The organism is Halocatena salina (assembly GCF_023115355.1).
Classification (GTDB): domain Archaea; phylum Halobacteriota; class Halobacteria; order Halobacteriales; family Haloarculaceae; genus Halocatena; species Halocatena salina.
On the sequence record NZ_CP096021.1, the window covers coordinates 196,226 to 209,279 of the forward strand.

General features: G+C 55.9%; 10 protein-coding genes. 9 read left to right on the top strand and 1 reads right to left on the bottom strand.

Annotation, left to right across the window (positions count from 1 at the left end; genetic code table 11):
• The first annotated feature begins 293 nt into the window (after positions 1-293).
• The 6 genes from MW046_RS16120 to MW046_RS16145 all read left to right on the top strand — a co-directional run bounded on the left by MW046_RS16120 (position 294) and on the right by MW046_RS16145 (position 6,924).
• A complete protein-coding gene (locus MW046_RS16120) occupies positions 294-1,520 on the top strand; it encodes a DUF8073 domain-containing protein (protein WP_247995561.1) in 1,227 nt (408 codons plus the stop codon).
• A 310-nt stretch (positions 1,521-1,830) separates the two neighbouring features.
• Positions 1,831-2,964 carry an aromatic ring-hydroxylating oxygenase subunit alpha gene (locus MW046_RS16125; protein WP_247995562.1) on the top strand — a complete coding sequence of 378 codons (1,134 nt, stop codon included), beginning with the start codon at positions 1,831-1,833 and terminating at the stop codon, positions 2,962-2,964.
• A gap of 88 nt (positions 2,965-3,052) precedes the next feature.
• Positions 3,053-3,412, top strand: coding sequence for a hypothetical protein (locus MW046_RS16130; protein ID WP_247995563.1), 360 nt, complete (start codon positions 3,053-3,055; stop codon positions 3,410-3,412).
• 347 nt (positions 3,413-3,759) lie between these two features.
• Positions 3,760-4,770: an aromatic ring-hydroxylating oxygenase subunit alpha gene (locus tag MW046_RS16135; protein ID WP_247995564.1), complete on the top strand. Its 1,011-nt coding sequence runs from the start codon at positions 3,760-3,762 to the stop codon at positions 4,768-4,770.
• Positions 4,771-5,536: 766 nt separating this feature from the next.
• The gene (locus MW046_RS16140) at positions 5,537-6,694 is read left to right on the top strand and encodes a glutathione-independent formaldehyde dehydrogenase (RefSeq protein ID WP_247995565.1); all 1,158 of its coding nucleotides are present in this window, start codon (positions 5,537-5,539) and stop codon (positions 6,692-6,694) included.
• Between the two features lie 68 nt (positions 6,695-6,762).
• Positions 6,763-6,924 carry a hypothetical protein gene (locus MW046_RS16145; protein ID WP_247995566.1) on the top strand — a complete coding sequence of 54 codons (162 nt, stop codon included), beginning with the start codon at positions 6,763-6,765 and terminating at the stop codon, positions 6,922-6,924.
• On the opposite strand, the gene MW046_RS16150 is transcribed toward MW046_RS16145, so the two are convergent.
• The gene (locus MW046_RS16150) at positions 6,925-8,046 is read right to left on the bottom strand and encodes a CobW family GTP-binding protein (RefSeq protein ID WP_247995567.1); all 1,122 of its coding nucleotides are present in this window, start codon (positions 8,044-8,046) and stop codon (positions 6,925-6,927) included.
• 305 nt (positions 8,047-8,351) lie between these two features.
• Here MW046_RS16150 and MW046_RS16155 point away from each other — a divergent pair, with 305 nt between their 5' ends.
• Genes MW046_RS16155 through fdhF form a run of 3 tightly spaced genes read left to right on the top strand, consistent with a single transcriptional unit; the run spans position 8,352 to position 13,053 of the window.
• Positions 8,352-9,851, top strand: a complete 1,500-nt coding sequence (locus MW046_RS16155) for an NADH-ubiquinone oxidoreductase-F iron-sulfur binding region domain-containing protein (RefSeq protein ID WP_247995568.1) — start codon at positions 8,352-8,354, stop codon at positions 9,849-9,851.
• Positions 9,848-10,786, top strand: a complete 939-nt coding sequence (locus MW046_RS16160) for a 2Fe-2S iron-sulfur cluster-binding protein (RefSeq protein WP_247995569.1) — start codon at positions 9,848-9,850, stop codon at positions 10,784-10,786. The genes MW046_RS16155 and MW046_RS16160 overlap by 4 nt, the downstream gene beginning before the upstream one ends.
• The gene (gene fdhF, locus MW046_RS16165) at positions 10,783-13,053 is read left to right on the top strand and encodes a formate dehydrogenase subunit alpha (RefSeq protein WP_247995570.1); all 2,271 of its coding nucleotides are present in this window, start codon (positions 10,783-10,785) and stop codon (positions 13,051-13,053) included. The genes MW046_RS16160 and fdhF overlap by 4 nt, the downstream gene beginning before the upstream one ends.
• The last annotated feature ends 1 nt before the right edge of the window (position 13,054 follow it).

Here is a 13,054-nt window from a genome sequence, read left to right on the forward strand (position 1 = left end):
GAGTCAGCTATCGGCTGATTCGAACGAACAGTAGTGGAAGAATCGGTGTCTGAAGAGCATGGTTCGGTATTTCAGCAGACAACACTACGCTTCGATAAGTGACTGCTCTCTCTGCCATAAACAGCGACGTGCGAATGCTCAATCATATTCCTCACGCGAGAGGAACATCCTCCACTCACTCGAATCTAGTACTTTGGGTACTAGTCGGGAGTCCAACCCTCAACCAATATAAAGAGGTTCTATATTCCTCAGTTATGATTATGCACACAACTCAGTAATTGTGATTGAGTGTCATGGGAGCCACCACCTCGTTTCAGAAACTTACCCGGCTGATTCAGCAGTATGAATCAGACGGTGGATGCGTCAAACGTGTCGAAGCGGAGGCTACCGAGATGCAGACCGAGGCCGGGATGAACGTCACACTCGACGTTCCTGTGTCCCTGTGTTCGGTCGACGAATCGGAAACCACGACGGCGCCGACAGCAGCGACGATTACCGAGGATGGTGGTCTGCAGGTCGAATTCTCGTCCTCGGTCCTTCCGACATTAGACGACTACATCTCCGGAGACACGACGGTCAACACGGAGGCCGTTCGGATAGCTGATGACGGAACCGTCGTCACGACGTTCGCAGTTGTCTTCGGGACGGAGATGGAAGCGGGGCACGCCGACGCAGGATCCACGGATTCAGACTCGCAGGCACGTACGGTGGATAGAACCGACCAGGAGAACAGAACAACGGATAGTGCGTCGTACGAATCGACTCCCACTTCGGAGACTAGTGACAATGTGGCAGCCAAATCGAACGAAGTCGATCATCACGATCACGATCTCATCGCCGCTGGAACGGAAGACTCAGAGAACGACCAGACGGAAATCGAGCGCAAACTCAAGGCTGCCCGAAACGAGAATCTCCAGCCGTACGACGACACGGAGTATCTCCAGTGTCTGTACGATTCCTTCGACACGTTCACCGAGATGACCGAGAACATCGAGATGGATGTCGCCTCGGAGACGGTGCGGCGATACATGACCGAAGCCGGAGTCCACAAACCGTCATCATACAATATTATTGATGAGACTGATGAGGATGACGAAGAAGCGACCAACGTCGCATCAACGGATAGCCACGGTGGCTCAGACAAAACCGACGCTCAAACAGCCGCTAAGGGCGTAAATGACGATAATGGAACTGCAGGAGAATCGACAGCTGGAGAGGAATCCGACGTGGAGCCAGAGGACCCGATCGAGAGCGTCTTCAATAAACCGCTTGTCGCTGATGGCATCGGTCTGCCGGATGACATCGAAATCGAGGAGCTGGTGGACGCAATAGAGTCATCAATGACGGTACACCAGATGCAGCGCCAACTTGGACTCAGCCGAGAGCGGACGCAGAACGTACTAAGTGAACTGAACCTCCTCGATCTCGTCGTACGACGGATTGCACATGACCCAGACCGGGAAGTCTCACGCGTAGAAATCGCCGACCGGATTCGAAGTAGCGCGAGTAGCGCCTGCTGACTGTGGTCAGCCCCTGTAACCGCTTCTTCACAGCGATATCGATGTGAACTTCTTTTAGTAGTACCCAATGGGGTTGTGTGCTCGCGCTGGGAAATCGGCTGGAAGAATGGTTTTCAGCCCCATGTGAGCCAGCGTGGTCACGAAATTTCTCTTGACCACCCACAGCACGCCATCGTACTCACTTCTCTCGGATTCGTGTCCACGCGAGCTATCGCGGTTCAGCCGCTTACACGACTGAATCTTCACCGGTTTATATTGATGTTCAGTATCACGGGTCAACTGTTTTTTATAACTGGTACCTAGGTAGTTTATGACTCAGTGGGACGATTCCAAAGCGCAAGCAGTGAGTTCGGACATCACTGACGAATCAAACGCGTTGCCAGCGCGGTACTTCACCGGCCAGGACATCTTCGAGATGGAGAAAGAGACGGTGTTCGGTCAGTACTGGGTGTACGCCGGACACGCCAACTGCATCAAAGAGGCTGGCGAATACTTCACTCGGACTATCGGTGAGCGACAACTGATAATCGTTCGTGGTCACGATGGTAACATCAAAGCCTTCGACAACGTCTGTGCCCATCGCGGGTCGAAGATGGTCACGGACACACCAATGACCGACTCTGGCAACGCACGCCGAATCAAGTGCCCGTACCACCTCTGGACCTACGATCTGGAGGGAGATCTCAAGAGTACGCCCAAGAGTTTCGAGGAGGCCAGCTTAAACCCAGACCTCGAGGACGAGGAGGTCCAGGAGTTCGATAGCAAGGAGAACGCCCTGAACGATGTGCACGTAGACAGCATCGGGCCGCTGATCTTCGTCAATCTGAGTGCCGATCCGATGTCACTCGACGAGCAGGCCGGCGTGATGAAAGACCGACTCGAGGCACTGCCACTCGGTGAGTACGAACACGCCAGTCGCATCGTCTCGGAGGTCGAGTGTAACTGGAAGGTCTTCAGCAGCAACTACTCCGAATGTGACCACTGTCAGGCCAACCACCAAGACTGGATCAAAGGAATCTCACTCAACGAGTCCGAACTCGAGGTCAACGACTACCACTGGGTCCTTCACTACACCCACGACGAAGATGTCGACGATGAACTGCGTATCCACGACGAGCACGAAGCCCAGTTCCATTACTTCTGGCCGAACTTCACGGTCAACATGTACGGAACCGCCGACGGCTACGGCACCTACATCATCGACCCGATCGATACCAACCGCTTCCAGCTCATTGCGGACTACTACTTCGAAGATCCCGAGCTCTCGGAGGAAGAAGAGGCGTTCATCCGGACGAGCCGCCAACTCCAAGAAGAAGACTTTGAACTGGTCGAGCGACAGTGGGAAGGGCTCAAAACCGGCGCACTCTCACAGGCCCAACTCGGGCCGAACGAGCACACGGTCCACAGGTTCCACCAACTCGCACAGCAAGCATACAACTCGTAAACAGTGCCTCGCATCCAGCGTCCATTCCCACGATAGGGAGGCCAAGAAGACGCTGGTGCCCACCACATAATCACAACATACCACCACCATGAGTTCACAAGATCAAGAGCCGTACGTTGCTGCCTGCCCGAACTGTGACGTGACACGACAGACCGACGACCCAAACGAAGTCATCAACTTCTACCGGCGACATTACCGGGTCACCGGTCACGACATCGAAATCGAGCACGCGGAGCCGGACCTCGACAACGCGGTCACGGCTAACGACCTCAAGGACGTTATCAGGGAACTTGAAGGCCAACACCGAAACGGCGTTCCAATGGGTGTTATCGCAGCGGTGATGAAAGAGCGCGGTCTGTCGGTGAAACAAACGCTGGACGAGATTCACGAACTACGAATGGGAGGCGGACTGTACGAGCCACAGGACGACCATCTAGCTGCATTCTGAAGAGATACTGCCACTCCCTCAACGGTGTCAGTGACCAACCGCGAGTAGCATGCCCGTCACTCGATCATCGCTGTTTTTCGAGTCTTCGCGCAACAACGTCTCGTCTACGTCGACCGATTCGATGGCGCGGACCAACCCTTCTTCCGGTACTTGCAGTCTTTGAGTTTCATGTTCGGGAGTCGCCGCTGATGGCCCAACTCCGGTTCGGCCTCATCGTGCGCTTCGACCCGCTCTGCTGAGACAGCGCCGAAATTAGTCGTTAGCGTGTGTGGGCCGATGGAGATCTTATAAAGATACTCTATATCACTGGTTAATTCTTTTTAGCAATTCGCTCAATCACCGAATGTATGACTCAGTGGGATGCGTCCCAGACGAAAGCAGTGAGCTCAGATATCACGGAGAAATCGAATGCATTGCCAGCGCGGTACTTCACCGGCCAGGACATCTTCGAGATGGAGAAAGAGACGGTGTTCGGTCAGTACTGGGTGTACGCCGGACACGCCAACTGCATCAAAGAGGCTGGCGAATACTTCACTCGGACTATCGGTGGTCACGACCTGATCGTCGTCCGAGACGATGATGGGGGGATTAAGGCATTCAATAACTTCTCCCCGAATGATAACTCGGAGCTCGTGTCCGAAACGACGATGACCGACACAGAGAATCTTGACACCACTGAACTCACTGAACTAGACGACGTACACGTAGACAGCATCGGGCCGCTGATCTTCGTCAATCTGAGTGCCGATCCGATGTCACTCGATGAGCAGGCCGGCGTGATGAAAGACCGACTCAAGGCACTGCCACTCGGTGAGTACGAACACGCCAGTCGCATCGTCTCGGAGGTCGAGTGTAACTGGAAGGTCTTCAGCAGCAACTACTCCGAGTGTGACCACTGTCAGGCCAACCACCAAGACTGGATCAAAGGAATCTCGCTCAACGAGTCCGAACTCGAGGTCAACGACTACCATTGGGTCCTTCACTACACCCACGCACAGGACGTCGACGATGAACTGCGTATCCACGACGAGCACGAAGCCCAGTTCCATTACTTCTGGCCGAACTTCACGGTCAACATGTACGGAACCGCCGATGGCTACGGCACCTACATCATTGACCCGATCGATACCAACCGCTTCCAGCTCATTGCGGACTACTACTTCGAAGATCCCGAGCTCTCGGAGGAAGAAGAGGCGTTCATCCGGACGAGCCGCCAACTCCAAGAAGAGGACTTCGAACTGGTCGAGCGACAGTGGGAAGGGCTCAAAACCGGCGCACTCTCACAGGCCCAACTCGGACCGAACGAGCACACGGTCCACAGGTTCCACCAACTCGCACAGCAAGCGTACAACTCGTAAATCCTAGAGTGTGCTGCGCCTATAACACAGCTCCAACCGCTGTTTCTCCTTAGTGAGGTCGCTTTTCCTCGGTTGCTTTTTCGCGTTGTGAACGTGCGTTCCACAATTTCCGGCTGGATTTCATGTCGTTACGGATCCGATACCAGTCAATAGAGAAGTCGCCAGGTCGGTGCGTGCCGCTTCCACCTATGGTTCCAACTGCATGTTCGAAAAGTACGTGGTCCCCTCGAAGGACGACGGGAGCTCAGTTAGTAACAGTTCGTCGGCCCGCAGGAGGAACCGATGATCCCGTTCTCGGCGACTGCGGCAATGAGTCGATCTTCATGTAGTTGATAGAGCAGGTGGCTGCTTCCCCGTTTCTTTCAATACGACTGGGTGTATTCGACCAACTCACGTTGGTTTTGCGGGACAGAGAGTCGTACCTGGATCTTTCGGAACTGATAGCTCAATCAGTGTCGACTGACTTGACTGCTCACAAAAACGAGTATCCTGGTGACGAGTTTGACCACAGTGGTACTGTCGTTCGACATGTTGTGTGATTCGATAGGCGGCACTCACCCACCCGTTCGAATTTGGGATGCAGTAGGGGTGTGCAGTCCGTAATCGCCTTTTCAGTAGAAACATGAATACTAAAATATCCAATATTTTGAAAGCGTATTGTTGAATTTATCTATCACTTCGAAATATGAGTTCTTTTGAAAGCCAACGAGACCCGGGATATAAATAGCGGCCATCCACAGAACTGAGTGGAGTACGAACAATGTCCATGAATGCAGTTGTCTACAAAGGCAAACAAGAGGTAGCTGTGGAAGAAGTCGAAACGCCCCAGATCGAACATCCAAACGATGTCGTCATCGATATCACGACGACATGTATCTGTGGATCCGATCTGCACATGTACGAGGGTCGGACGGCCGCGGAGCCAGGAATCGTATTCGGCCACGAGAACATGGGTACCGTAGAGGAGGTCGGCGAGGCCGTCAGCGACCTCGAAATCGGTGACCGCGTCGTCGCACCGTTCAACGTCGCCTGCGGTTTCTGTGAGAACTGTGAGAACGGATACACGGGCTTCTGTACGAACGTCAATCCCGGGTTTGCCGGTGGTGCCTACGGATACGTCGCTATGGGCCCATATCAGGGTGGGCAGGCTGAGAAACTCCGCATCCCGTACGCTGATTTCAACGCGCTCAAACTGCCGGACGGGCGGGAACACGAAGACTCGTTCGCACTGCTCGCGGATATCTTCCCGACAGGCTGGCACGGCACGGAACTCGCCAATCTCGAATCCGGTGACTCGGTCGCTATCTACGGCGCTGGTCCGGTCGGTCTGATGGCTGCCTACAGCGCCAAGCTCAAGGGTGCTGCCGAGATTTATGTCGTCGATCGCGTCCCCAGCCGTCTCACACTTGCCGAGGAACACTGTGACGCCACCCCGATCAACTTTGAGGAAGGTGACCCGGTTGAGCAGATCAAAGAGATTCACGGCAGCGGTGTCGACAAGGGTGTCGATGCAGTCGGTTACCAGGCAATCGATCCGGACAAGGAAGCTGACGACGCGTACGACCCTGCCCGCGAAAATCCAGCTGTCGTCATCAATAACCTCATTCGGACAGTCCGGCCGACTGGTGAACTCGGCATACCCGGTCTCTACGTCCCTGACGACCCCGGTGCCCCCGACGAGATGGCCGCACAGGGCCGTCTCGGCATCGATTTCGGTCTCCTCTTTGAGAAAGGCCAGGCCCTCGGCACTGGCCAATGTAACGTTAAGGAGTACAACCGCAAACTCCGCGATATGATAATCGAAGGTCGTGCCGACCCGAGTTGGGTTGTCTCCCACCGTGTCGACCTCGAAGACGCGCCCGGGATGTACGAAAAGTTCGACAACCGCGAAGCGGGCGTCACGAAGGTGCTACTGGAACCTTAACGGCAGTCGAGTCTCGAAACTCAGTTTCAGCCGATACTCCTTTGCTGGTTAGCCGAGTATCGTTTTCTATGTGCCAATACTGTAGTTACCGATACCACGACGGCTGGACCCAGTTGTTGGAGTACGACGAGGTTTACCAGACAGGCGTCAGTGGCGAATCGGAAGCCACCTATGGCTTCCACGAATCGTGGGACAAACTCAGAGAAGAGGTTGGCTTCGGTGCGACCTGATCAGGTGGACTCGCGGGGAAACGGATCGTCAGAATACTCCTCCGCTCGTTCGTCCATTGTTATCAGGCATTCATCAAGTTCTTCGGTCAACGTGGCCTCATCGAGGTCGCGGCCGATGAACACGAGTCGCGTCTCTGGTTTCTCATCCCCCCACTGACCGATGGGACCTGCCTGCACCGATGGTCCTGCCTGACTGACGCCGAGAACCGTCTCGGGACGACTCGCGACCCACGCGAACCCCTTCGCACGAACGACGTTCCCTTGCCAGACATCAAGCCAAGCGTCGAGTCGGTTCGGATGGAACGGACGGGCTCGACGATAGACGAAGGACTCGACGTTGTGAGCTGTCGCTGACGAGACGGTATCGTCGTGGGTATGGCTGTGGACGTGGTCCTCCTTGGCCCCATCGCCTGCGAGGGTCCGTTTCCAGCCCTGGTGGTATTTCGCCGCTTGGAAATTAAAGCGCCCCGTATCGAGAACCTGACTCGGATCGATCTCGCTGTAGGTCGTCCGATGGAGGCGAGCACGTGGCTGTAATTCTCGAATCGCGGCTTCGACGGCATTCAGCGCCTCATCGGGAACCATATCGCACTTGTTCAGCAACAGCACGTCACAGAACTCGACCTGTTCTACGAGTACCTCCGTTAATGGCCGTTCAGGATCGGGAGCAGCATCTGGAAGCGATTCCTCAGGGTCGAACGATTTCCAGAATCCGTAGGCATCGATGACCGAAACGGTGGTATCCAGTCGGAGTCGGTCTGGTAGACGGTCCCCGTCCGACTCCTCAGTCAATGCTCTCGCGATTGGGAGAGGTTCGCTGATTCCCGAGGCCTCGACGACGAGGTAGTCGAACGAACGTTCCTCCGCCAACCGTGTCACCTCGGTCACCAGATCGTCTTGCAGCTGACAGCAGATGCACCCATTCGAGAGGTCGATAACGCTATCGTCCGTCTCAGACGCGAGTAACTCCGCGTCGACGTTCACTTCACCCATGTCGTTGACAAGGACGGCAATCTTTCTCCCACCCGGGTCGTCAAGGAGTCGATTGACTAATGTCGTTTTCCCTGCCCCAAGTGGGCCACTGATGACTGTGATCGGTATTTCCACCGTGGACGTATCCATGATGTGTGATGCTTCGTGAGAAACAGTAATGAATGCTGGGCTCAGTCCACTCGAAACGAGTACAGAAATGTAGAGACGGTCATTTCACGAATTCCTGTTTTTGAGAACTCGAGAAATGGATATATTGACATATTGTGCCCGACTCGATTGGACGAATGATAGTTCCCTTTACCCAGTTCCCCCGGCTCATTCCTCGAATACGAAGGCGGTCCCACCAAGCGCAACAGGTAATGTGACACACCGATACAATTTGGAAACCATTTTGCTACTCTGGAAAAATACATCACGTATGCAAGGTACGGAGGATGACTGAACACGTCCTTGAGGCATCGCCAGTCCTGCGGGTTGCGGGGCGTAATTCGAGGGATGAGGTGCTGAATGTCGCCACGTCAGCGGCGTCACTCCCTGTCGTAGCAGTCGGGTCAACCGGGCTCTCTGCTCTCGAGCCGCTCGTACTCGCAACACAGAACAGGCAGACAGCGTTCTATGAGTCGTGCACTCCCCAACGTGCGGCCGATCTTGCTGACACGCTCGATAACGGCGAACTCGACATTGAGGATGCCGACGCTGTCATCGAACACGCTTCAACGCCCACCCGTCTCCCAATCCCCGACCGATCACCGCTTGGGGTCGGCACACGGACCGTGTTGGGTCGGTGTGGTTGGCTTCGACCGACATGCCCGAATGACTACCGGGCATCTGGTGGCTTCGAGACGCTTACCGCGGATGGCGAGACCGTGGTCGGCGCGGCACGCAGGGTCACTGGACGTGGCTGGGGTGACGCTATGGCAGATACCTCTGTCGGTGACTCGTGGAAGCGCGTTATCGATGCAGATGGCGATCCAGCAGTCGTCGTCAACGCTCACGGGACGCCCAGTGACAGACTCTTATTGGAGTCACTCCCGTTCCTTCCGCTCGAAGGGGCGCTCGCCGCGGCGCAGATCGTCGACGCGAGCGATGTCATCATCTATCTCTCGGAGGCCGACAACCAGGCGCACGAGCGCGTCACTGCGGCCATCGAAAACCTACCGCAGACGAACGCGGCGGTGCACGCCGTGACAGGACCGGATGAGTATCGCGCTGCCGAGCCAACGATGGCACTCGAAGCCATCGAGGGAAGCCAGCGGCTGGAAGCGCGTCTTCGACCACCCCAACCAGATATCGAGGGGATATACGGTCGACCCACGCTCGTTCATACACCACGGACGCTCGCACAGATCGTCCACGCAACATCGGGGGCTGCCCCCACGCGCATCGTGACGATCCGCGGTGATGTCCAGCATGAAGCGACGGTCGAACTCCCTGCGGATGGATCGCTCGCAACTGCACGCGAGGCCGTCACCGTTGATGGTACATTTAAGTGTGCATGTGTCGGTGGCCAGTTCGGCGGCCTGACACCGGATCTGGATATTGCCCCGACACCGGACGCGCTCGGTGCTGCCGGTGTCGGAACGGAGGGCGTTATCGATGTGCTCAACGAAGATCAATGTCTCGTCGCCTATATCGGCGAGCAATCGCGGTTTGCACAGGACGAAAACTGCGGGCGCTGTGTCCCCTGCCGTGAGGGAACGGTGCAACTAACAGATCTCCTCCGTGAGGTGTACGATGGCTCGTTCCGACCAGACGCCATCGAAGAACTGCTCCGTGTCATAGAGTCTTCGAGCATTTGCGCATTCGGCCGTGATGCGACGCGACCTGTCGCAACGGGGCTTGACCACTTTGAAGACGAGTTCGCAGTCCATGCCGGCGGACAGTGTCCAACAGGAACCTGCACCACTGAACTACAACACGAGGTATCCCAATGAGCTCCGAATTCACACGTACCGACGTACCACCACTAACTGAAGCAATACAACCGGGAACGGCGACTGATCCCACAATCGGGAGCACTGACACAGCGACCGTGACCGTTGACGGCCATGAGGTAACGCTGGAAGAAGGAGCTACCGTACTTGATGCCGTTACAGCTGTCGATACCAACGAGGATGTTCCAGCCCTCTGTTCATACGACCGAGAGGACAACATCGGTCCACGAAGTGAGTGTCGCACTTGTATGGTCGAGACGGATGACCACGGTCTTGTCCCGTCGTGTAGCTTCCCCGCTGAGGACGGACTGAACGTCAAAACCGATGCTACGGCGGCGACTGAGGCCCGTGACGTCAACCTTGATCTTGTTCTGTCGAACCATAATCTGCGATGTACGACTTGTGGGAAGAATGGTCGCTGTGAACTGCAAGACGCTGCCATTGCCACTGACGTTGAGGAACCCCGCTATGGCGTCCTCGATGACCGCGACGCCTACGAACCGATCGACGATTCCTCCTCGTTCATCCAGATCGACCGCAACAAGTGTATTCTCTGTAATCGGTGTGTTGAAGCCTGTAACGATGTCCAGGTTGAAGGCGTCCTCCACATGGAAGGCAGCGGTCAGGACACCCGTATCGGCTTCCAGAACGGGGCGGAAACAATGGCGGACTCGACGTGTGTCTCCTGTGGCCATTGCGTGACCGTCTGTCCGACTGGCTCACTGGTCGAGAAAGGGATTGAAGATGCGGCGACACTCCCAATCCCCGGATTCACCCAGAAGAACAGTATCGGACAATCGTTCGAATCGACAGATGAGAATAAGGAACCGATGACGCCAATGAAACAAGATGACCGGTCAGAAACGAATGGGCCGACGAGCACAAATACCGCTGGCGAGTCGGAGTCAGAGTCGGAGTTGGAGGACTGGCCATGAGTGACGAGACGAATGGCGTCGCCAGCTACATGCAGCAGGCAAAAGAGCAGGCACTCAAGAACGTCGAACACATCGCCGAGGATGTTGCCGCCGGCACCATGCCAGAGGGCAAACTGTTCGACATCGCGCGGTCAATCAGCGACAAACGTCTTGAGGAACTGACCGTCGACACGACCACCTGTGGGTACTGTGCAGTCGGCTGTCGGTTTGACGTGTACTCAGATGGGAACGAAGTCCTCGCCACACGACCCGCTAACCCTGAAAAGACTCCCGTGAACGGTATCTCAACCTGCGTGAAGGGAAAGTTTAGTTACGGCTTTGTGAACGCCAATGATCGCCTTACGAAACCGCTTGTCCGCAATGAGAACGGCGAGTTCCGAACGGCGTCCTGGGACGAAGCCTACGAGCGTGTCGTGGAGGGATTCGAGGACATTACGGACAACTATGGTGGTGAGGCGCTGTCAGTCATCGCTTCCTCGAAAGCGACGAACGAGGAGAACTACCTCATGGGGAAGTTCGCTCGGCAGGTTCTGGGGACGAACACTGTCGACAACTGTAATCGGCTCTGTCACTCATCGACGGTCACAGGACTCGCAAAGACGTTCGGTTACGGAGCAGCGTCTGTGAGCATCGAGGATCTTGAAACGACCGATTGCTATCTTATCACGGGATCAAATACGACCGAGGCACACCCTGTCATCGGTACTCGCATCAAGCAAAACGTCCGTGACGGCAGCGACCTCATCGTGTTCGACCCGCGTGAAGTCCCGATCGCCGAATACGCCACGCAATACACGCAGGTTAATCCTGGGTATGACGCCGTCTGGATCAACGGTCTCATTCGGCATATCATCGAGAATGACCTCCACGACGAGGCGTTCATTGAGGAACGGGCAACGGGGTTCGAAGACATGAAAGAGGCGGTGCAGGAGTTTACGCCCGAACGTGTCGAAGAGATTACAGGCGCCCCCGCAGCGGAGATCAAGGCTGCCGCAGAAACGATCGCGACTGCCGACACATGCGTGTTCGGCTGGGCGCTCGGCATCACCGAACACTCCCACGGCACGGAGAATGTCACAGCATTGGCGAACCTTGCCGCGATCACGGGTAACGTCGGCAAACGAGGGGCGGGCGTCTCTCCGTTCCGGGGCCAGAACAACGTGCAAGGTGGCGGCGGTGACATGGGACCGCTTCCCGACAACCTTCCTGGCTACCAGAAAATCGAGAATGACGATGTCCGCGAGACGTTCGAAGACGCCTGGAATTGTGATATCTCGGCCGATCGCGGTTACTACACGACGGAGATGTTCCACGCGGCAGATGCCGGAGAGCTCCGCGGAATGTACTGCATCGGTGAGAACCCCGCACTCTCCGAGCCCGGAAAAGGACATGGCGAGACAGTCTTAGAGAACATAGACTTCCTCGTCGTACAGGATCTTTTCTTGAATGAAACCGCAAAGTACGCGGATGTTGTCCTACCGGCGTGTTCGTTCCTCGAGAAAGAAGGAACGTTCACGAACACGGACCGGACCGTCCAGAAGGTGAACCCAGTCATCGAGTCGCGTGGCGACTCGAAGCCGGACTGGGTGATCTTACAGGACCTCGCGAATCGACTGGGTCGCGAATGGGACTACGAAAACACCGCCGAAATCATGGAGGAGATACGCCAGCTGACTCCGATCTATGGCGGCATCACCCAGGAACGCGTCGAGCGTGAGGGGGGTATCCAGTGGCCGTGTTTCAATCTCGACCACCCCGGTACGCAACGCCTCTATACGGAGGCGTTCAACACCGAAGATGGGAACGCTCACCTCAAGCCGATTGGCTACAGTGAGCCGATGGAGACACCAGATGACACCTATCCGCTGACGCTCACAACCGGTCGCGTCCTCTATCAGTACCACACAGGCACGATGACGCACCGAGATGAGGGTATCATGACGTACAACTCACAGAACTTCGTCGAGATCAACCCAGAGACCGCGGCGAACTACGACATTGCGGATGGGGATCCGGTCTGCATCGAGTCGCGCCGCGGCGAAATTACTGTACCAGCACAGGTGACCGATCGCGTCGGGACGGACACCGTATTCGTGCCGATGCATTTCGCGGAAAACGCAGTGAACGAGTTAACAGATGCTGAACGTCTCGATCCAGAGGCTAAGACGCCGGAGTTCAAGGTATCAGCAGTCTGCATCAGGCCCGTAGAGAGCAGTGCAGAAGAGTCTCACAAAACGAATATTGAGCCAGCTTCGGGGGATGATTGAG